This is a genomic window from Bradyrhizobium sp. CCBAU 11430 (assembly GCF_028128855.1).
In the GTDB taxonomy this organism is placed as follows: Bacteria; Pseudomonadota; Alphaproteobacteria; order Rhizobiales; family Xanthobacteraceae; genus Bradyrhizobium; species Bradyrhizobium ottawaense.
Window position 1 is genome coordinate 173,758 of record NZ_LBJV01000007.1, and the last position, 19,726, is coordinate 193,483.

20 protein-coding genes are annotated in these 19,726 nt (G+C 64.7%); 18 read left to right on the forward strand and 2 right to left on the reverse strand.

Annotated features, from left to right (window positions below; translation table 11 throughout):
• The first annotated feature begins 2 nt into the window (after positions 1-2).
• The 15 genes from soxZ to XI04_RS05670 all read left to right on the forward strand — a co-directional run bounded on the left by soxZ (position 3) and on the right by XI04_RS05670 (position 14,030).
• Positions 3-329, forward strand: a complete 327-nt coding sequence (soxZ, locus tag XI04_RS05600; protein ID WP_018316049.1) for a thiosulfate oxidation carrier complex protein SoxZ — start codon at positions 3-5, stop codon at positions 327-329.
• A gap of 29 nt (positions 330-358) precedes the next feature.
• Entirely contained in the window at positions 359-1,180 is an 822-nt protein-coding gene (gene soxA, locus XI04_RS05605; protein WP_028143564.1) for a sulfur oxidation c-type cytochrome SoxA, read from the forward strand.
• Between the two features lie 27 nt (positions 1,181-1,207).
• On the forward strand, positions 1,208-2,899 hold the full coding sequence (soxB, locus tag XI04_RS05610) for a thiosulfohydrolase SoxB (protein WP_095426548.1): 1,692 nt from the start codon (positions 1,208-1,210) through the stop codon (positions 2,897-2,899).
• A gap of 6 nt (positions 2,900-2,905) precedes the next feature.
• Complete coding sequence (gene soxC / locus XI04_RS05615) at positions 2,906-4,168, forward strand: sulfite dehydrogenase (protein ID WP_095426549.1); 1,263 nt, start codon at positions 2,906-2,908, stop codon at positions 4,166-4,168.
• On the forward strand, positions 4,152-4,844 hold the full coding sequence (locus tag XI04_RS05620; protein WP_038948986.1) for a c-type cytochrome: 693 nt from the start codon (positions 4,152-4,154) through the stop codon (positions 4,842-4,844). Before soxC ends, XI04_RS05620 begins: the two co-directional genes overlap by 17 nt.
• Positions 4,845-4,870: 26 nt before the next feature.
• Positions 4,871-5,305, forward strand: a complete 435-nt coding sequence (locus tag XI04_RS05625; RefSeq protein ID WP_442868726.1) for a DsrE family protein — start codon at positions 4,871-4,873, stop codon at positions 5,303-5,305.
• A gap of 14 nt (positions 5,306-5,319) precedes the next feature.
• Entirely contained in the window at positions 5,320-6,225 is a 906-nt protein-coding gene (locus tag XI04_RS05630) for an alpha/beta hydrolase (RefSeq protein ID WP_097668685.1), read from the forward strand.
• Positions 6,226-6,235: 10 nt separating this feature from the next.
• On the forward strand, positions 6,236-6,679 hold the full coding sequence (locus XI04_RS05635; RefSeq protein WP_271608119.1) for a DsrE family protein: 444 nt from the start codon (positions 6,236-6,238) through the stop codon (positions 6,677-6,679).
• Between the two features lie 106 nt (positions 6,680-6,785).
• Positions 6,786-7,871, forward strand: a complete 1,086-nt coding sequence (locus XI04_RS05640) for a YeeE/YedE family protein (protein WP_271608163.1) — start codon at positions 6,786-6,788, stop codon at positions 7,869-7,871.
• A 294-nt stretch (positions 7,872-8,165) separates the two neighbouring features.
• A complete protein-coding gene (locus XI04_RS05645) occupies positions 8,166-9,425 on the forward strand; it encodes an extracellular solute-binding protein (RefSeq protein ID WP_271608118.1) in 1,260 nt (419 codons plus the stop codon).
• Between the two features lie 2 nt (positions 9,426-9,427).
• Positions 9,428-10,369 (forward strand): carbohydrate ABC transporter permease, encoded by a 942-nt coding sequence (locus tag XI04_RS05650; RefSeq protein WP_028143572.1) that lies wholly within the window; start codon positions 9,428-9,430, stop codon positions 10,367-10,369.
• Positions 10,362-11,210: a carbohydrate ABC transporter permease gene (locus XI04_RS05655; RefSeq protein ID WP_038970457.1), complete on the forward strand. Its 849-nt coding sequence runs from the start codon at positions 10,362-10,364 to the stop codon at positions 11,208-11,210. The genes XI04_RS05650 and XI04_RS05655 overlap by 8 nt, the downstream gene beginning before the upstream one ends.
• Positions 11,211-11,231: 21 nt before the next feature.
• Complete coding sequence (locus XI04_RS05660; RefSeq protein WP_038970456.1) at positions 11,232-12,329, forward strand: Gfo/Idh/MocA family protein; 1,098 nt, start codon at positions 11,232-11,234, stop codon at positions 12,327-12,329.
• A 10-nt stretch (positions 12,330-12,339) separates the two neighbouring features.
• Positions 12,340-12,984, forward strand: a complete 645-nt coding sequence (locus tag XI04_RS05665) for a ThuA domain-containing protein (RefSeq protein ID WP_028143575.1) — start codon at positions 12,340-12,342, stop codon at positions 12,982-12,984.
• Entirely contained in the window at positions 12,981-14,030 is a 1,050-nt protein-coding gene (locus XI04_RS05670) for a LacI family DNA-binding transcriptional regulator (RefSeq protein ID WP_038970460.1), read from the forward strand. Before XI04_RS05665 ends, XI04_RS05670 begins: the two co-directional genes overlap by 4 nt.
• 125 nt (positions 14,031-14,155) lie before the next feature.
• On the opposite strand, the gene XI04_RS05675 is transcribed toward XI04_RS05670, so the two are convergent.
• Together XI04_RS05675 and XI04_RS05680 are read right to left on the reverse strand one after the other, a co-directional pair.
• Positions 14,156-15,196, reverse strand: coding sequence for a Bug family tripartite tricarboxylate transporter substrate binding protein (locus tag XI04_RS05675; RefSeq protein WP_028143577.1), 1,041 nt, complete (start codon positions 15,194-15,196; stop codon positions 14,156-14,158).
• Positions 15,197-15,408: 212 nt separating this feature from the next.
• Entirely contained in the window at positions 15,409-16,377 is a 969-nt protein-coding gene (locus XI04_RS05680) for a LysR family transcriptional regulator (RefSeq protein WP_038948971.1), read from the reverse strand.
• A 173-nt stretch (positions 16,378-16,550) separates the two neighbouring features.
• On the opposite strand from XI04_RS05680, the gene XI04_RS05685 reads away from it, so the two are divergent.
• From XI04_RS05685 to XI04_RS05695, 3 genes are all read left to right on the forward strand, one after another.
• The gene (locus XI04_RS05685; RefSeq protein WP_038970453.1) at positions 16,551-17,171 is read left to right on the forward strand and encodes a UbiX family flavin prenyltransferase; all 621 of its coding nucleotides are present in this window, start codon (positions 16,551-16,553) and stop codon (positions 17,169-17,171) included.
• A gap of 30 nt (positions 17,172-17,201) precedes the next feature.
• Positions 17,202-18,635, forward strand: a complete 1,434-nt coding sequence (locus tag XI04_RS05690) for a UbiD family decarboxylase (RefSeq protein ID WP_271608117.1) — start codon at positions 17,202-17,204, stop codon at positions 18,633-18,635.
• Positions 18,636-18,759: 124 nt separating this feature from the next.
• The gene (locus XI04_RS05695; RefSeq protein WP_091952531.1) at positions 18,760-19,599 is read left to right on the forward strand and encodes a helix-turn-helix transcriptional regulator; all 840 of its coding nucleotides are present in this window, start codon (positions 18,760-18,762) and stop codon (positions 19,597-19,599) included.
• The last annotated feature ends 127 nt before the right edge of the window (positions 19,600-19,726 follow it).

Consider the following 19,726-nt stretch of genomic DNA (forward strand, 5'->3'; position numbering starts at 1 on the left):
CAATGGCAGACAAACCGCGCATCAAGCTTCCCAAGGAAGCGGCCAAGGGCGAGGTCATCCAGATCAAGACCCTGGTCTCGCATGTCATGGAATCCGGCCAGCGCAAGGACGCACAGGGCAAGGCCATTCCGCGCAAGATCATCAACAAGTTCGCCTGCGAGTTCAACGGCAAGCCGGTGTTCTCCTGCGCGCTCGAACCGGCGATCTCGGCCAATCCCTACGTCCAGTTCGACGCGCGGGTCGACGAAGCCGGCACGTTCAAGTTCTCCTGGACGGATGACGACGGCACGGTGATCACGGCCGAAGAGAAGATTGCGCTCAAGGCATGATGCGCATCGCGCATTGAGGGAGGCACGCAATGGCGCGACGATTTGTTGGGTTGGCCGCTCTGGTCGTGGCCGCCGCGTCGGTTGCGACGCTCGCGGTCGCAGAGGACGCCGAGCGCAAAGGCATCGCGGCGCCGCCCGGCCACGTCTTCAAGACCATCATCTCCGGCTACGAGTTTCGCAGCAAGGAGACCCGCGCGCTGCAGGACGATGATCTCGAAAATCCGGGCTTCCTCGCCGTGGAGCGCGCGGCGGATGTCTGGAAGAAGGTCGAGGGCGGTGAGGGCAAGTCCTGCATGAGCTGCCACGGCGAAGCCGAGACCAGCATGAAGGGCGTCGGCGCCGCCATGCCGAAATGGGACGACAAGCTGAAGAAGCCGGTCAACCTCGAGCAGCGCATCAATATCTGCCGCAGCGAGCACATGAAGGCGGAGCCCTGGAAGTTCAAATCCCGTGAGCTGACCGACATGACAGCGTTCGTGCGCTACCAGTCGCACGGCATGAAGGTCGCGGTGAAGACCGACGGCCCGATGTCGCCCTGGTTCGATCGCGGCAAGCAGATCTATTACACGCGCTACGGCCAGCTCGATCTCGCTTGCGAGTCCTGCCACGAGCGCAACAACGGCAAGTTCATGCGCGCGGACTTCCTGAGCCAGGGCCAGACCAACGGCTTTCCGACCTATCGGTTGCGCGACCAGCGCCTGGTGCCGCTGCATGAGCGGTTCGAAGGCTGCATGTTCGACGTACGCGCCGAGCCGTTCAAGCCGCTCTCGGACGAGTTCCTCGCGCTCGAGCTCTATGTGGCCTGGCGCGGCATCGGGTTGCCGGTCGAGACGCCGTCGGTGCGCAACTGAAACGTTGAGCTTGCAGGAGTATTGCGCATGATCTCTCGCCGCGAGTTCATTCAGGTTGCCGCGGCAACGGCGGGGCTCTCGACCGGTGCGGGCTCCGGCCTGACCCGCGCGTTCGCCCAGCAGCGCTTGACTGAAAAGGAATTGTTGGCCTTCGAGCCGCTCGGCAACGTCACGCTCGTGCACGTGACCGATATCCACGGTCAGCTGATGCCGCTCTATTTCCGCGAGCCCTCGACCAATCTCGGCGTGGGCGAGGCCAAGGGCCTTCCGCCGCACGTCACCGGCAAGGAGTTTCTCGCCCGGTTCGGCATCGCGCCCGGCTCGTCGGCGGCTTATGCCCTGACCTCGGAGGATTTCGAGGCCCTTGCGAAGAGCTACGGCCGGATCGGCGGCCTCGATCGTGCCGCGACCGTGATCAAGGCGATCCGGGCCGAGCGCGGCGACAAGGTCGCGCTGCTCGACGGCGGGGACACCTGGCAGGGCTCGTGGTCTTCGCTGAAGACGCGCGGTCAGGACATGATCGACTGCATGGCGCTGCTCAAGCCCGACGCCATGACCGGCCATTGGGAGTTCACCTACGGCGCCGATCGGGTCAAGCAGGCCATCGAAGGCCTCGGCTTCCCGTTCCTCGGCCTCAACATCCGCGACACCGAGTGGAACGAGGCGGCGTTCGACGCCTCGACCATGATCGAGCGCGGCGGGGTCAAGATCGCGGTGCTCGGCCAGGCGTTCCCCTATACGCCGGTCGCCAATCCGCGCTGGATGATTCCGAACTGGTCGTTCGGCGTGCGCGAGGAGGACGTTCAGGCGCAGGTCGACAAGGCGCGCAAGGGCGGCGCGCAACTGGTCGTGCTGCTGTCGCATAACGGTTTCGATGTCGACCGCAAGCTCGCGAGCCGCGTCAAGGGCATCGACGTCATCCTGACCGGGCATACCCATGACGCGCTGCCCGAGGCTGTCAAAGTCGGCAAGACTCTGCTGATCGCCTCGGGCTCGTCCGGCAAGTTCGTCTCGCGGCTCGATCTCGATGTTCGCGACGGTGAGGTCAAGGCTTTCAGGTACAAGCTCATTCCGCTGTTCTCCGATGTGATCACGGCGGACGCCGAGATGGCCGCGAAGATCGCCGAGGTCCGCAAACCCTTCGCCTCCGATCTGGCCAAGGTGCTCGGCAAGACCGACTCGCTGCTCTACCGGCGCGGCAATTTCAACGGTACGTTCGACGATCTGATCTGCCAGGCGCTGCTGCAGGAACGCGACGCCGAGATCGCGCTCTCACCCGGCTTCCGTTGGGGCACCAGCGTGCTGCCGGGGCAGGACGTCACCTTCGAGGATGTCACCAACGCCACCGCGATCACCTATCCCGCGGTCTACCGCATGGGCATGACCGGTTCGCGGTTGAAGGAGATCATCGAGGACGTTGCCGACAATCTCTTCAACGTCGATCCCTATTATCAACAGGGCGGCGATATGGTGCGGATCGGCGGGCTCTCCTACGCGATCGACGTCGCCAAGCCGCAGGGGCAGCGCATCTCCGGCATGCAGGTCCTCAAGACCGGCACGCCGATCGAGCCCGCCAGGGAATATCAGGTCGCCGGCTGGGCCAGCGTCAACGAAGGAACCGAAGGGCCGCCGATCTGGGACGTCGTCGCGAACTACCTGACGCAACAGAAAACCGTTCGGCTCGAGCCCAACCGGGCCGTCAAAGTTACCGGAGCGTAAGAAGCGATGTCGAAGATGGACAGTCAATCCCGTCGCAGCTTCCTGGCCGCCGGGGCCGGCGTCGCGGCCACGATGCTGGCAAGGCCGGCGGCCGCAGGCGGAAATCCCGCTAACCAGCCGCCCAATGTGCCGGAATGGACCAAGTCGCTCGGCGAGGGCGTCGCGGTGCGCCCGTATGGCAAGCCGTCGAACTTCGAGAAGGACGTTGTCCGGCGCGACGTCGAATGGCTGACTGCCTCGCGAGAATCCTCGGTGAGCTTCACGCCGCTGCACGAACTCGAAGGCATCATTACCCCGAACGGCCTCTGCTTCGAACGCCATCACGGCGGCATCGCCGAGGTCGATCCGGCCGATCATCGCCTGATGATCCATGGCCTCGTCGAGCGTCCGCTCATCCTCACGCTGGAGGAGCTGAAGCGCTATCCGCGCGTCAACCGCATCCACTTCATGGAGTGCGCGGCGAATTCGGGCATGGAGTGGCGCGGCGCCCAGCTCAATGGCTGCCAGTTCACCCACGGCATGATCCACTGCGTGCAGTACACCGGCGTCTCGCTGCGCACTCTGCTGGAGGAAGCCGGCGTCAAGACGAGCGGCAAGTGGCTGCTGGTCGAAGGCGCCGACGCGGCTGCGATGGACCGCAGCCTGCCGATCGAGAAGGCGCTCGACGACTGCATCATCGCCTACAAGATGAACGGCGAGGCGCTCTATCCCGAGCAGGGCTATCCGATGCGGCTTGTGGTGCCGGGCTGGCAGGGCAATCTCTGGGTCAAGTGGCTGCGCCGCATCAAGGTCGGCGACCAGCCCTGGCACACTCGCGAGGAGACGTCGAAATACACGGACCTCATGCCGAGCGGCAAGGCGCGCCGCTTCACCTGGTCGATGGACGCCAAGTCCGTGATCACCAGCCCGAGCCCGCAAGCGCCGATCAAGCACGGCAAAGGCTTTACCATCGTCTCGGGTCTGGCCTGGAGCGGCAACGGCAAGGTCAAGCGCGTGGACGTGTCGCTCGACGGCGGCCGAAATTGGTGGCCGGCGCGGCTCGACGGGCCCGTTCTCGACAAGGCGCTGACGCGTTTTTACTACGAATTCGACTGGAACGGCGAGCCGCTGCTGCTGCAATCGCGCGTGCAGGACGAGACGGGTTACGTGCAGCCGAGCAAGGCGGAGCTGCGCAAGATCCGCGGCGTCAACTCCATCTATCACAACAATGGCATCCAGACCTGGCATGTGCAGGCCAATGGTGAGGTCGAGAATGTCGAAGTCGCTTAAGTTCGTTGCAGCCGCGCTGCTCGCCTGTGCGCTGAGCGCGCCGGCGCTTGCACAGCAGAAGGCGGACGCCAAGAGCGGTCCCCGCTATCACATCGGCCGCGCGCCGACCGCGGACGAGATCCGCGGCTGGGATATCGACGTGCGCCCGGACGGCCAGGGCCTGCCGGAAGGCAAGGGCACGGCCATGCAGGGCGAAAAGCTGTTCATGGACAATTGCTCGAGCTGCCACGGGGAGTTCGGCGAGGGGAACGGCCGCTGGCCGGTGCTGGCCGGCGGCAAGGGCTCACTGACGTCGGACAATCCGGTCAAGACCGTGGGCTCGTACTGGCCCTACGCGTCCACCGTGTTCGACTACGTCCGTCACGCCATGCCTTACGGCAATACGGGATCCCTGTCCGTCGATGAATATTATGCGCTGGTCGCGTACGTCCTCTATCTGAACGACGTCGTCACCGATCAAAACTTCGAGCTGAACAAGAAGACCCTTGCGACGATCAAGATGCCGAACGAGCAGGGGTTCGTGATGGACGACCGCGCCACCACCGAGAAGTCGTTCTGGCAGAAAGACCCCTGCATGAATAACTGCGTCGCCCCGGTGAAGATTATCGGGCGCGCTGCCGCCATCGACGTGACGCCCGAGGACGGCAAGGAGAAGAAGTCGCGGGGCGTGGAGTGATACACGGCCGGGCGAACCGCCGCGCGCTGCTGCATGCGGCTCTCGCTGTTGGCTCGCTCATCGCAATCCGTCCCGCCGCGGCCCAGGCGGCCGAATTTCACAGGCTCGCGCTGCAGATCAGCGACGACGACCCGGTCAAGATGCGTGCCGTGCTCGATGTCGCGGCCAACGTCTCGCGGCACTATTCCGGACAGGGCGAGGACGTCGAAATCGCTGTGGTCGCTTTCAACGGCGGCCTCGACATGCTGCTCGCGGACCGCTCGCCGGTGAAGGAGCGCCTGGGGAATTTCCTGAAATCGATGCCGAATGTGAGCTTCATCGCCTGCGGCAACACGCTGGAGACGCTGGCGGCGAAGGAGGACAAGCGGCCGCCGCTGATCGATGGCGTCAGCGTCACGCAGGTTGGGGTTGCCGCGCTGTTGGATTTGGCGGAGAAAAACTGGACAATTGTCCGGCCCTGAGGAGAAAGCTGCTGATGCGATGGTTGATAGCACTGACAGTCTTGCTCGCGTTCGCAGGGTCCGCATATGCGGCCGAGCAGGAGCTCGAGTTGTCGGTCGACGGCCGCACCACGCTCGCAACACTGCGCACGCCAGCCTCGACGAAACCCGATACGCCGCTTGTCGTAATGACCCACGGCACGCTCGCGCACAAGGACATGGAGGTCATTCAGGGCGTTGCCAAAGCGCTTGAGCAGCGCGGCATCGCTTCGCTCGCCCATACGCTGTCGCTGGGGCTCGATCGCCGCAAGGGCATGTACGACTGTACCGCGCGGCATGACTATGTCGTTGAGGATGCAGTTGCGGAGATCAGCGCCTGGGTCACGCGGGCGAGGGGCATGTCCCGGCTCGTCTTCGCGTTCGGCCATTCGCGCGGCGGCAACCAGGTCGCACGGTATCTCGTTGCAAGCGAAGCCGCGCCGGTGGCGGGTGGGGTGTTGCTGGCGCCGGTGACCGCGAAGGCCGAGGCTGATCTGCGCGCCTCCTACGCCAAGACCTATGGCAAGCCGCTCGAACCGTTTCTGGAGCTGGCAACCAAGGCGGTTGCGGCCGGCCGCGGCGGGGAGTGGATGGACGTGCCGGGCTTCGTCTATTGCCGCAATGCCGTGGTTACCGCGCGGACCTTTGCGTCATTCTACGGTCCCGATGCCGGCCAGGACACGGCCGCGCTCGTAGCGCGCGTGAAGCTGCCGGTGCTGGTGCTCGCCGCCACCAAGGATAGCGTTGTGCCCGATGTAGCACAGGCCTTCGATTCGCTTGCTGGTTCGAGCGGGGGCAGAGTGCAGCTCGACAAGATCGAGGATGCCGATCATTTCTTCCGCGACCTGTTCGCGGAAGACGTCGCCGATCGAATCGCCGAGTTCATCAAGCAGGCACGATAGGAGGGGGACCATGCAGCGTCGATCCATGCTTCGCGCGAGCCTTGCCGGGCTATTTGGTGCGTTCGCGGTGCGCGAGGCGTCCGCGGCGACGGAAACGCCCGCGCGGCAGCGCGTCGTCTATCATCTCGCCGATGCCGATCGCGTCGTCTTCGTTCTGGGCAATCTGCAGAACCATGTCGACGGCGTCGGCGGGCCTGGCAAGGCCGACATCAGGCTGGTCGTGCACGGGCCGGCGCTGCGTGCCTTCCACGCACTCGCGGCACAGGACCACACCGTTGCGATGATGACGAAGCTCGTCGATGCCGGCGTCGGCTTCGATGCCTGCGCCAATACGATGAAGGCGCAGGGCGTCAAGCTGGACGATCTCACGCCCGGCTTCGTGGTGGCCGAGAAGGGCGGCGTGGTGCGGCTCGTCGAGCTGCAACAGCAGGGATATGCTTATCTACGGCCATGAGGCCGCTCCGCTCCGGCATCCTGCGACGTCGAGCCTTGATCTGGCTCATGGGACGCGACGACGCGATCGCTAGAATTGCATGCTCGCAGGAACAACCGAGGCGGACGTGCTGACGCCGATCATCGATCTCTTGGGTGAAGATTCGCTGTCATGGTTCGGCGGCCTCGTGGTCGGAGGTCTGTTCGGGTTCTTCGCGCAGCGCAGCCGCTTCTGCCTGCGTGCCGCGGCGGTCGAATTCTCCCGCGGCGAGGGCGGCCGGCGCCTTGCGGTCTGGCTGCTGACCTTTGCCGCGGCGCTGGTCGGCACGCAAGGTTTTGTCGCGCTCGGCTGGCTCGAAATATCCGAGGCGCGCCAGCTCGCGCAGCAGGGCAGTATCTCCGGCGCTCTCCTCGGCGGCGTGATGTTCGGTTGCGGGATGATCCTGGCGCGGGGTTGCGCCAGCCGGCTGCTGGTGCTCTCGGCGAACGGAAACCTCCGGGCCTTGTTGTCGGGGCTGGTGTTCGCCGTGACCGCGCAAGCCTCCTATCGCGGCCTGCTGTCGCCCGCCCGTGAATGGGTGACCAACCTGTGGCTGGTCGATGGCGGTCCGTCGCGCGACATCATGGCCATGTTCGGTGCCGGCACGCCCGAGAAGCTAGCATTCGGAGGTTTGTGGCTGATTGCCGGGCTGGCCTTCGCCTTTCGCAGCCGGTTGCCGCGCCGGCTGATCCTCGCCGCGCTCGCAACCGGAACGGCCGTCGTCGCCGGCTGGCTCTTCACCTACCAGCTGTCGCAGGCTTCCTTCGCGCCGGTGACGCTGAAGAGCCTCACCTTCAGCGGGCCTTCGGCCGAGTTGCTGATGCTGGTGCTCAACAGCGCGCAGCTCCGGCTCGGCTTCGACCTCGGCATCGTCCCCGGCGTATTCCTCGGCTCGTTTCTGGCCGCGGCGCGTGCACATGAACTGAAGCTCGAGGGGTTCTCGGACGGGCTCGGCATGCGGCGCTACCTGTTCGGCGCGGTGCTGATGGGGTTCGGTGCGATGCTCGCCGGCGGCTGCGCGGTCGGCGCTGGCGTGACCGGTGCCTCCGTATTCGCACTCACCGCCTGGCTCGTGCTCGGCGGCATGTGGCTGGGGGCGGGACTCACGGATGTGCTTGTCGACCGCGCCGGCATGCCGCAGCAGACGCCGGGCTTGCCGGCCGCGAGCGGCTGAGATCCAGCGATCACGCCTCGTTCGCCGCAGGCATGGATATCTCTGGCGCATTCCGTTTTCGTCGGCGGCAGCGCTTCGGAATTTGCCGTCGATCGATACGACGAGTTCAGAAGGTTGACGCTCAGGCCCCGAGGGGCTCGCCAGCTAAGCCTGAACGAAGCACGGTTGCCATGCAGCTCTTCCGCAGGCTTCAGCCACGTCCCGCGTGAGGTGCGTAGATCAGAATTTTAGTTGCGTACCTCAAAAATCGGGAGCAGGATCGCGGCAAAGAATAAGATGTCGGGAGGAGATGTGATGAGACTGCTCGGGAAGCTGGGACTCGCCGCTGCCGCATGCCTGCTTTTGGCCGACGCCGCCGCAGCCGACACGATCGTAAAGTGGCTGCACATCGAGGCAAATCCGGCCCAGGTGAAAATCTGGGAGGAGGTCGCGCGCGCCTATGAGGCCTCCCATCCTGGCGTCAAGGTCGAGATGCAGTTTCTCGAGAACGAAGCCTACAAGGCCAAGCTGCCGACCATCCTGCAATCCAAGGACCGGCCGAACATCATCTACAGCTGGGCCGGCGGCGTCCTGAAGACCCAGATCGAGGCAGGCGTTCTCGACGACATCACCGAACAGGTGAAGGGATACAGCGACAGTCTCACCCCGGCCGCGCTCGCCGCGTTCACCGCTAACGGCCGCGTTTATGGTCTGCCGACCGCGCTGTCGCAGGTCGGCTTCCTCTGCAACAAGGAGCTGATGGCCAAGGCGAAAGTCGATCCTGCCGGGATCAAGAGCTGGGACGATCTGCTTGCGGCGGTGAAGACGCTGAAGGCCGCCGGCGTGACCCCGATCGTGGTCGGCGGCGCCGACAAATGGCCGTTGCACTTCTACTGGACCCATCTTGCGGTGCGCATCGGCGGCAAGCCGGCATTCGACGCTGCATTGCGCGGCGAGGACAGCGGCTTCGCCGGCGAGACCTTCCAGAAGTCCGGCGAGCTGTTCAAGCAACTCGTCGATCTCCAGCCGTTCCAGAATGGCTTCCTTGGTTTCAAGAATCCGCAGGCCGTCGGCTATTTCGGCGACGGCAAGGCGGCGATGACGCTCGCGATCAGCACGGTCTATCATTTGCAGCGCGCTCTCGCCGCCGACAAGGTCGGATTGAGCGAAGACAAGATCTGCTGGTTCGACTTCCCGGTGGTATCAGGCGGCAAGGGCGCGCCCACCGACACGCTCGGCGGCATCACCGGCTGGCTGGTCACGAAAGGCTCGCCGAAGGAGGCGGTCGATTTCCTGAAGGACTTCGTCTCGAAGGACGTGCAGACGCGACTTGCGGCGGGTAACTTCATCATCCCGGTGGTGCAGGGCGCGGACGCTGGTCTCAACAATGCCTTCATGAAGCTGATCGCGACCAATCTGGCGAAGTCGAACTACCACCAGAACTTCTATGATCAGAGCCTTGGTCCGTCGGTCGGCCGCGTCGTCAACGACGTCACCGCGGAGATCGCCGGTGGCAGCATGAGCCCGCAGAATGCGGCGAAGGCGATCGAGGCGGCGTGGAAGCAGGGCAACTGACGGTGGCCCGGCGTATCGCGAATTCCCCCGCGATTGGCGTTGCGGAGACACCGTTCTCTTCGCTCGCGGTCCGCGGCCCGGCTTGGGACGGCCGCTTCACGGTCCTGATCCTGTTCCTGCCGCCGGCGCTGCTATTGTTCACGCTGTTCGTGGTGCTGCCGATCGGCGAGGCCGCCTGGTATTCGGCCTTCAACTGGAACGGGTTCGGCAGGCCGACCAACTGGATCGGCTTCGACAATTACCGCTTCGTGCTGGAGACGCGCGCCTTCTGGCTCGCGCTGCGCAACAATGGGCTGATTATTGCGGTCTCGCTCGCGGTCCAGCTGCCGCTCGCGCTGACGCTGGCCTTGATGCTCGCCGAACGCTTTCGCGGGTCGGTGGCGCTGCGCATGCTGTTCTTCATGCCCTATATCCTGGCCGAGATCGCGACCGGGCTGATCTTCAGCTTCGTCTATGACGGTGACTACGGCCTCGTCGCGTCGATCTGGCGCAGTTTCGGCGCCGAGCCGCCGCACCTGCTGGCCTCGACCGACACGTCGATGCTGGCCGTGCTGATCGTGATCGTGTGGAAGTATTTTGGCTTCCACATGATGCTGTTCATCGCGGCGCTCCAGAGCCTCGACAAGAGCCTGATCGAGGCGGCGCGCATCGACGGTGCGACGCGGCTGCAAGCCCTGCGCCATGTCGTCATTCCCTTGCTCTATCCGACGATTCGCCTCTCGGTGTTTTTCGCCATTGTCGGCTCGCTGCAGCTGTTCGACCTCGTCATGCCGCTGACACGCGGGGGGCCTGCGGACTCCTCGAACACGATGGTGAGCTTCCTCTACAACAACGGCATCTCTCGCATGCGGGTCGGCTATGGCAGCGCCATCGGCGTCATCTTGTTCGCGATCTGCGTGACCTTTGCTTTTACCTACAAGCGTTGGTTCATGCGCGATGAGTAGTGCGAAGATCTCTCGTACGCCGGTCGATCCCGCCGTGCTGTTCAAGGCGGTGTTCCTCGCCATCGTGGCCATCTTCGTGCTGGTGCCGCTGCTCGCGACGTTGCTCGGCGGCTTCAAATCGCTCGGCGAATTGCGTGTCAACCCGTTCGGTTTGCCGCGTCACTGGGAGTGGCAGAATTATTCCGACATCCTGTTCTCCGCGCGCTACTGGCAGCTCCTGCGCAATTCGCTGATCATATCGTCGCTCGCGGTGGTGTTGACCCTGATCACGGCCTCGATGGCGGCGTTCACCTTTGCCCATGTCAGGTTCTACGGCAGCTCGATGCTGCTGAGCTATCTCACGCTCGGCCTGCTGTTTCCGGCGGCGACCGCGGTGCTTCCGTTGTTCATCAAGGTGCGCGATCTCGGGCTGCTCGATACCTATTTCGGCGTTGCGTTGCCGCAGGTGGCCTTCAGCCTCGCGATGAGCGTGCTGCTGCTCCGGCGTTTCTTCAAGGACATTCCCTATGAACTGCTCGAGGCTGCGCTGGTCGACGGCTGCAGCTACATCAAGTTCTTCCGCTATGTGACGTTGCCGCTGTCGCGGCCGATCCTGGCGACCGTCGGGACCATCACCTTCGTCAACAGCTGGAACGCCTATCTGTTGCCGCTGGTGATGCTCAACACGGATGCGCTCTATCCCTGGCCGCTCGGCATCATGGTCTATCAGGGCGAGTATTCGTCCGAATGGCACCTGATCCTGGCCTTCATCACGTTGACCATCCTGCCGACGATCATTCTCTTCCTTCTGGCGCAGAAGCACATCGTTGCCGGCCTCACTGCAGGTGCGGTCAAGGGATGAACGGACCTTACGGAGACCACAATGAGAAAAGTCGGAATTGGAATCATCGGCTGCGGTGTCATCAGCACCGCCTATCTCAAGGCGGCGCAACGCTTCCCGGTCATGGAGGTCAGGGCGCTCGCCGATATGCGCAGTGAAGTCGCGGAGCGGCAGGGTGCCGCTTTCGGGCTGCCGGCGATGCGGGTCGATCAATTGCTCAGACGCGATGACGTCGAGGTCGTCGTCAATCTCACGGTGCCGCTGGCCCACACCGACGTCAGTCTGGCGGTGCTGAATGCCGGAAAGCATGTCCATTCCGAGAAGCCGCTCGGCATCAACGCCGCCGAAGCCCGCAAGGTGATCGATCTCGCCGCACAGAAGAACCTGCGCGTCGGCTGCGCGCCCGACACGTTCCTCGGCGGCGGGCACCAGACCGCCCGCAAGCTGATCGACGACGGCGCGATCGGCACGCCGGTGGCGGGCAGCGCCTTCTTCGGCTGCCCCGGCCATGAGCGCTGGCACCCGGCGCCGGGCTTCTATTACTTGCGCGGCGGCGGGCCGATGCTCGACATGGGGCCGTACTACATCACCGATCTCGTGCAGTTGCTCGGCCCGGTCGCGAGCGTGATGGGCTCGACCGCGAGGCCGAAATCGGAGCGCCTGGTCACCAGCCAGCCGATGAACGGCACGCTGATCCCGGTCGAGGTTTCGACCCATGTCGCGGGTACGCTTGAATTCGAGAGCGGAGCAGTCATCTCGATCGCGATGAGCTTCGATGTACCGAAGCACCGGCATGCGCCGATCGAGATCTATGGCGACAAGGGCAGCATGCAGGTGCCGGACCCGAACCGTTTCGGCGGCGAGGTGCACCTCGCCAGGACCGGCGGCGAATGGGAAACGATGCCGTTGACGCACGGCCATGTCGAGGGTGAGTTCCGCTCCATTGGGGTCGCCGACATGGCATCCGCGATCCTGAACAACCGTCCGCACCGCGCCAGCGGTGCGCTTGCGTTTCACGTGCTGGAGGTGATGGAGGCGTTCCAGACCTCCGCCGATGAAGGGCGGCGCGTCAAGATCGAGAGCAGCGTCGAGCGGCCGGCGATGCTGCCGGCGGGACGTGAAACGGGTCAGATCGATTGAGGGAATGACCATGCGCAAGGCAATGATTGTATGGGGCGGCTGGCCGGGACACGATCCGGATCTCTGCGCCTCGATGATTCGCGGCTGGCTGAGAGCGGAAGGCTTCGAGGTGCGGATCGAGACGACGACGGCGGCATTCGCCGATCCCGCGATCCACGACATGTCGCTGATCATCCCGATCTACACGATGTCGAAGATCGAGAAGGCGGAAGCGCTCAATCTCTGCGCCGCAGTGCGGAGCGGCGTCGGGCTCGCCGGCCATCATGGCGGCATGTGCGATGCGTTCCGCGATTCCGTCGACTACCAATTCATGTGCGGCGGGCAGTGGGTGGCCCATCCCGGCAACATCATCGACTACAAGGTCGACTTGACGAAGCCGGATGACCCCATCATGAAGGGCCTGAACAGTTTCGAACATCGTTCCGAGCAATATTACATGCATGTCGACCCCGCCAACGAGGTGCTGGCGACGACGACCTTCACCGGCGAGCACGCGCCGTGGATCGAGGGCGTGGTGATGCCCGTGGTCTGGAAGAAGCGCTACGGCGCGGGCAGGGTGTTCTATTCCTCGCTCGGCCACCGTGCCTACGAGCTCGACGTGCCGGAGATCCGGACACTGATGACCCGCGGCATGCTTTGGGCGGCGCGCGAATGACGGGAGGGGCGACGCAGCCGGCGATTCGCGCCACGCTCGAGGACGTCGCACGTGCGGCCGGCGTTTCGCTTGCGACCGTCGATCGCGTCGTCAACCGGCGCGAGGGCGTGCGCGCCAAGACCGTCGCGCGTGTCGAGGCCGCGGTGGCAAAACTCGGCTATCGCGCCGACGTCGCGGCCGCGCGGCTCGCCCGCGGGCAGACGTTCCGCTTCGCCTTCGTGCTGCCGACCGGCAGCAACAGCTTCATGACCAATCTGAGCGAGCAGGTCCAGCGCACCGCGGACTGGCTCGCCGGCCAGCGCGGCTTCATCGACATTCTCCGTGTCGACGTGTTCGATCCGGATGTGCTCGCCGGCGCGCTGGAAACCCTGTCGCCGGCCTACCAGGGCGTCGCCGTCATCGCGCTCGATCATCCCAGGGTTCGGGCCGCGATCGATGAGCTCGTCGGACGCGGGGTCGCCGTGGTGACCCTCGTGTCGGACGCGCCAAGCTCGCGCCGCCTGCATTATGTCGGCATCGACAATCCGGCCGCAGGCCGCACCGCCGCAACGTTGATGGGGCGCTTCCTTGCTGGGCGCGAGGGGACGGTCGCGGTGATCGCGGGGTCGCTGTCGCTGCGTGATCACACTGAACGGCAGTTCGGTTTCCATCAGATCCTGTCCAGCGAGTATCCGAACCTGCCCGCGCTACCGGTCATCGAGGGCCGGGACGACAGCGATCGCACGCGGAAGCTTACGGCTGCGCTGCTCGCGCGCCATGCCGATCTTCGCGGCATATACTGCTGCGGCGCCGGAAACCGCGGCATCGCCGATGCGCTCGAGGCCTCGGGCCGCGCTCGCGAGGTGGTCTGGATCACCCATGAGCTGACCCAATATACACGGCGTTTCCTGGTTCGCGGCACGCTCGATGCCGTGATCAATCAGGATCCCGGGCACGAGGCGCGCTCTGCGGCACGCGTTCTGCTCGCGCACTGTTCGGGCGAGCCAATCAGCCCCGACCAAGAACGCATCCGCATCGACATTTTTCTGCGGGATAATCTGCCGTAACGCGAGCTCATACCGCCAGCACGCAGCATTGAGCCAGGCGCGAGCCGCTCGGCGAGCGAGCTTTGGGCGAGCAGGGCGCGGGTGGCGGATCACGCGGAAGAGGCTGATTACCCAAAAGCTGGCAGTCACATCGGCTCGATGCCGATCTTCTTGATGATCCCGGCCCATTTTGTGGTTTCCGCGGTCATGAAATCCTTCAGACCTTGGGGGGCCATCACCAGGGGCTCGGCGCCCTGCTCCACCAGGAGGGTGCGCACCTTCGGATCGTTCATGGCTTCGATCATGGCGGCATAGAGCTTGTCGATAACGGCGGTGCCGGTGCCCGCGGGCGCGAGCAGGGCAAGCCACGCCGCGCTCTCGTAATCCTTCAGGCCAGCCTCGGCCGCGGTCGGCACGTCCGGCAGCGCCGTCATGCGCTTGTCGCTGGCAACCGCGAGCGGACGCGCATCGCCGCTCCTGATCAGACCGATGACGTTCGGCAAGAGCTGGAAGCCTAGCGGGACCTGGCCCGCGATGAAGTCCGGCGTGTAAGCAGCGATGTTGCGGTAAGGAACGTGGGTGATCTCGGTGCCCGTGAGCTGCTCGAAATAGGCAGCCGCGAGGTGCTGCGACGAGCCGACTCCGACCGTCCCGTAGTTCAGCTCCCGGGGGCGGGCCTTGGTGTACTCGATCAGCTCGTGCAGGGATTTCGGCGGCAGCCTCGAATTGATTACGATGACATTCGGCAACGTGGCGAACAGTCCGATCGGGGCGAAATCCTTCAGCGGATCGTAGGGCAGCTCCTTGTACAGTGATCGGTTCGCGGCCAGTGGGCCGGAGGTGCTCATCAGCAACGTGTAGCCGTCCGGGGCGGCATGTGCAGCGGCGGCGGTACCGATATTGCCGCCGGCGCCAGGGCGGTTGTCGACTACGAAGGCCTGCCCCAGTGACGTCGACATGCGGTTGAGCAGGATGCGCGTGATGACGTCGCTGGCGCTGCCGCCGGCGAAGGGCACGAGCACCTGGATCGGACGCGCGGGGTAGTCTTGGGCTTGCGCGGGACGCAGCCCGGTGGCGGAGAGAGCCGCGCCCAGGCCGAGCGAGAGCAAAGACCTGCGGTCAGGGTGAAATCCTTCAACGTGCGGCGCTGTGTCGTCCGCGATCCTGCTGTGACCGAACCTTGCCATCTCGGACTGAATCTCCCGACCGCGTCTTGTTCTGCGAGCCTTGGGAGCGTCCGTGACAGGAGTTGTCCGGAGGAGCGCCAGGCCGCGATTTTCTGCGCCTGGACCGTAGTTAGCGGCTTGACGTGACCGTCATGCCGGCTCGTCTCGAAACTTACCAACCCGTCTCATTTTGCAAAGAGGCGCGACATCTTGTCCAAATGAGCGTTCGGGATTCAGGAAATCGTCTTCCCGGTCTTGCGACGTTGTTTGCGGGATGACGAGGCTGCGCCGCCGGAGCCAGGTTCAGCCAACTGCTTTGCCACCGCCGCGGCCTGCGCCAGATCGTGGCTGATGACGTCCAGCACGGCCTTGGCCGCAACCGAGACCGCTCGCCGCGGGTGATGCACCCAGGCGATGGAGCGAACGATCCGTTGCGCGTCGAAACGGTGGGCTCGAATGGTCCCGCTTGCCAGCGACTGCCGGAGCGCGATGGTCGGCAGCACGGTCGCGAAATCGGTGGTCGCGATCACGTCGCAGAGGGCGGGCAGGGTGTCGAGCTCCAGGCGCGGCCGCAGGTCGATGCCGAGGGCTGCGGCACGCTCGTCCAGGATCAGCCGCAGGCCGTGGCGCTTCGAGGGTAGCACCAGATCGAAATTCGCGATGTGGTCGAAGCGCAGCTTGGCCGGCGGCCGGATCGGGCCGTCCTTGCGGCAGGCGAACACCATCTCCTCGTCCATGATGTGATGCGCGGCGAGCGGCGTCCTTCGGCGCGGCACGTTGATCAGCGCGAAATCGAGTTGGCCGCTGTTGACCCAGTCGACCAGCGTCTCGGTGTAGCCTTCGCACGCGGAGAGGATGATCTCGGGATAGCGGCGCGCGACAGTCGCTGACGAGCTCGCCATCGTGCTCTGCGCAACGGAGGTGATGAGGCCTACCGCGACGCGGCCTGAAATCCGCCCGCCGATCTGGGCCATCTCCTGGCGCGCATACTCCGCATCGCGCACGATCGGCGCCGTCAGCCGCACCAGCGCCTCGCCGGCGCTGGTCAGCGTCATGCCCTGGACGCTGCGGTCGAACAGCCTTTGGCCGAGCTCGGCCTCGAGCTTGGCGATCTGCATGCTGAGCGCCGGCTGCACGATGTTGAGCCGGCGCGCGGCCCGCGTGACGTTCTTTTCATCGGCCAGGCACAGGAAATACTGCATCTGCCTGAGTTCCACGGGGCCAGTCCTTCGTTCGCCAACTCGTTCGCGGGCCATCATCTTCGATGATGAATGATATAATCAATCATTATTTGTTGTGATGGCCGAGATTGCCTAGTTTTGCGACCGGCTACGAGACCTCGAGGGTACGTGGCCACGGGAGCGAAATCAGACATATGCAGCACGCAGCGCCCACGCGGATGATCATCGGCATTTCCGGCGCCTCGGGCGTCACCTATGGCGTGCGCCTGCTGCAACTCCTGCGCAATGCCGGCGTCGAGACTCACCTGGTGATGTCGAAGACGGCCGAGCAGACCTTTGCCTACGAGACCGACCTGAAGATCGCGGAGGTGAGGGAGCTCGCCAATGTCAGCCATGCGATCGACGACATGGCTTCGGCAATCTCGAGCGGCTCGTTCCGTACCGCGGGCATGATTGTGGCGCCGTGCTCGATGCGCTCGATGTCCGAGATCGCCTCGGGCGTCACCACGACGCTTTTGACCCGCGCCGCCGATGTTGTGCTCAAGGAGCGCCGGCGCCTGGTGCTGATGGTGCGCGAGACCCCGCTGCACACCGGGCATCTCAGGACGATGACGGCGCTATCAGAGATGGGCGCGATCATCGCGCCACCTGTGCCCGCCTTCTACGCAAAACCCGAGAATCTCGAAGACATGGTCGAGCACACCGTCGGCCGGGTGCTCGACCTCTTCGATATCGATATCGGCGTGGTGCGCCGCTGGGGCGAGGACGAAGCGCTCAAGCGCCGCTCGCCGTCGCTGCGCAAGATCGCGCCCTGACCCGAACGCCCGAGGAGAGAGATACGTCATATGCGAATGCAAAATTCGGCGAGGCAAAATTCGGCGAAGAGCACGAACGCACCGGCCGATCTGCGTGCCTGGCTCGCTTACCTCGCCGAGCGCGGCAAGCTCGCGATTGCCCGCGAGGGTATTGCGCTGATCGATGAGCTCGCCGCCATCGCGAAGCGGCTGGAGCGCGACAGCGCGGTGCTGTTCCCGCGTCCCGATGGGCACGAGATTCCCGTCATCGCCAACCTGTTTGCCGGTCGTGACTGGGTCGCCGATTCCATCGGCGTCACCGAGGACCAGTTGCTGCCGCGATTCCTTGCCGCCGCAAGCAATCCACTGCCGACCCGCGAGGTTCCGGACGGTCCAGTGCAGGAGGTCGTTCACGACGACGTCGACCTGCTCCGACAACTTCCGGTGCCGAAGCACAATGAACGCGATAGCGGTCCCTATATCACGGCCGGCCTGTTGATCGCGCGCAATCCGAAGACCGGCGTTCAGAACGTTTCGATTCACCGTTGTCAGGTCAGCAGCAAGAATCGTATCGGCGTTCTGCTGCTGCCGCGGCACACGTTCTCTTACTATCGCATCGCGGAAGAACTGGGCCAGGCACTGGAGATCGCCATCGTCATCGGCGCGCATCCGGCGCTGCTGCTGGCTTCGCAGGCGATTGCCGCGCTGGACGAGGACGAGATGGCGATTGCGGGCGCGCTGCTCGGCTCGCCCGTGGACGTCGTCAAATGTCGCACCAATTCGGTTCGCGTTCCCGCCCAAGCGGAGATCGTGATTGAAGGACGGATCCTGCAAGGCGTGCGCGAGCCGGAGGGCCCGTTCGGTGAATTCCCGCAATATTACGGCCCGCGCGCCGATCGCGAGGTGATCGAAGTCGATGCCATCACGCATCGCGCCAAGCCGATCTTCCACACCATCGTCGGCGGCGGTTTCGAGCACCTGATACTCGGCGGCGTGCCGCGCGAAGCGACGCTGCTCCAGCATCTGCGCCGCAGCTTCCCGACCGTGCTGGATGTTCGCCTCACGCGCGGCGGCACCTGCCGCTATCATCTCGCGATCAAATTGGACAAGACCAATGAGGGCGAGCCGAAGAACGTCATGATGTGCGCTTTCGGCGCGCATTACGACATCAAGCAGGTGGTTGTGGTCGACAAGGACGTCGATATCTCTTCCTCCGAGGAGATCGAATGGGCGGTGGCGACGCGCTTCCAGGCCGACCGCGATCTCATGGTCGTCGCCGGCGCGCTCGGCTCGAAACTCGATCCGACCACGGATGACGGTATCGGCGCCAAGATGGGCCTCGATGCGACGGCGCCGGTCAGCGCGTCCGAGTTCGCCTTCAAGCGCATCCGCGTCAAGGGCGAGGAGGACGTCGACCTGACGACAGCCTTGCAGGCCGATCCGGGCGCTGCGGTCGCGCGCCTTCTTGCGGAGGCGCGGATGTGAGCGGGTTATCACCCGGAAGCGGCTTGCGTCCGTTTGCGCCGTTGGAATATGTAGCAAGGGCGGCCTATAGTGCCGCACCAGCAAGGCAACCATTTTGCGGCGCAACGCCGGGAGGAAGAAACTGATGTCGACGGCCCTGCGCATCGCTCATGGCGCTTTCGGCAGGGTCGCTCTGCTCGACATGGACCGTTCGCTGGTCCGCCACGCTCATCATCACTGCCACGTCCTGCTCAAGGTCGAGGGCGCCGACACCCAGTTTCTGGTCGGCGACCAGGTCACGCCGCTCACGGACACGGCCGCCGTTCTCGTCGACGGCTGGAAGCCGCATGCCTATGTGCATGACGTCAATCGCCCGCGCACGCTCATCATGGCGCTCTATATCGAGCCGGAATGGCTGAAGGAGTTCCGGCCCGGATGGGCCGCGAGCGGCGCGCCGGGCTTTTTCGAGCGTCCCTCGGGCGAAGTCTCGCCGCGCATTCGGCAACTCACGCTGCATCTTGCGGCCGAAATGATGGCGAATCCCGATGCGGTGCGAACCCACGAGCAGACCCTTTCGGACCTCATGATCGCGGTGATCGAGCGCTTCACGCCCTGGCGCAGCTTTCCGACCTCGATCCGCGGCATGAGCGCGGTGAGCTGCGACTGGCGGATCCGCCGCGCGATGGACGCGATGCGCGTGAACGATTCCTACGCCAACGTCGATCAGTTCGTGAAGGGCGCGGGCCTGTCGCGCGCGCAGTTCTTCCGCCTGTTCGAGACCTCGCTCGGCGTTTCGCCGAAGCTATACCTCAACGTCGTCCGCATGGAGCGTGCGCTCGACGCGGTGATGCGCGAGGACACGCCGCTCGGCGAGCTCAGCGAGCGCTTTGGCTTTCCGGAGCCGGCACATTTCACGCGCTTCTTCCGCGATCATGCCGGCGTCAGCCCGCGCGAGTTTCGCAACGTCTCCCGCCTCGCGGGTTGATCCTTGCGGGCTGATATTGCGCTGCACGCTCTCGAATGAGACGATTTGGTAAGTCGTGAGAGCGGGCGGTATGGCCCTCGCGCCTCCTGTCCTGACAAACGTCGCCGTCGCGTCAGAGAACGCGGCG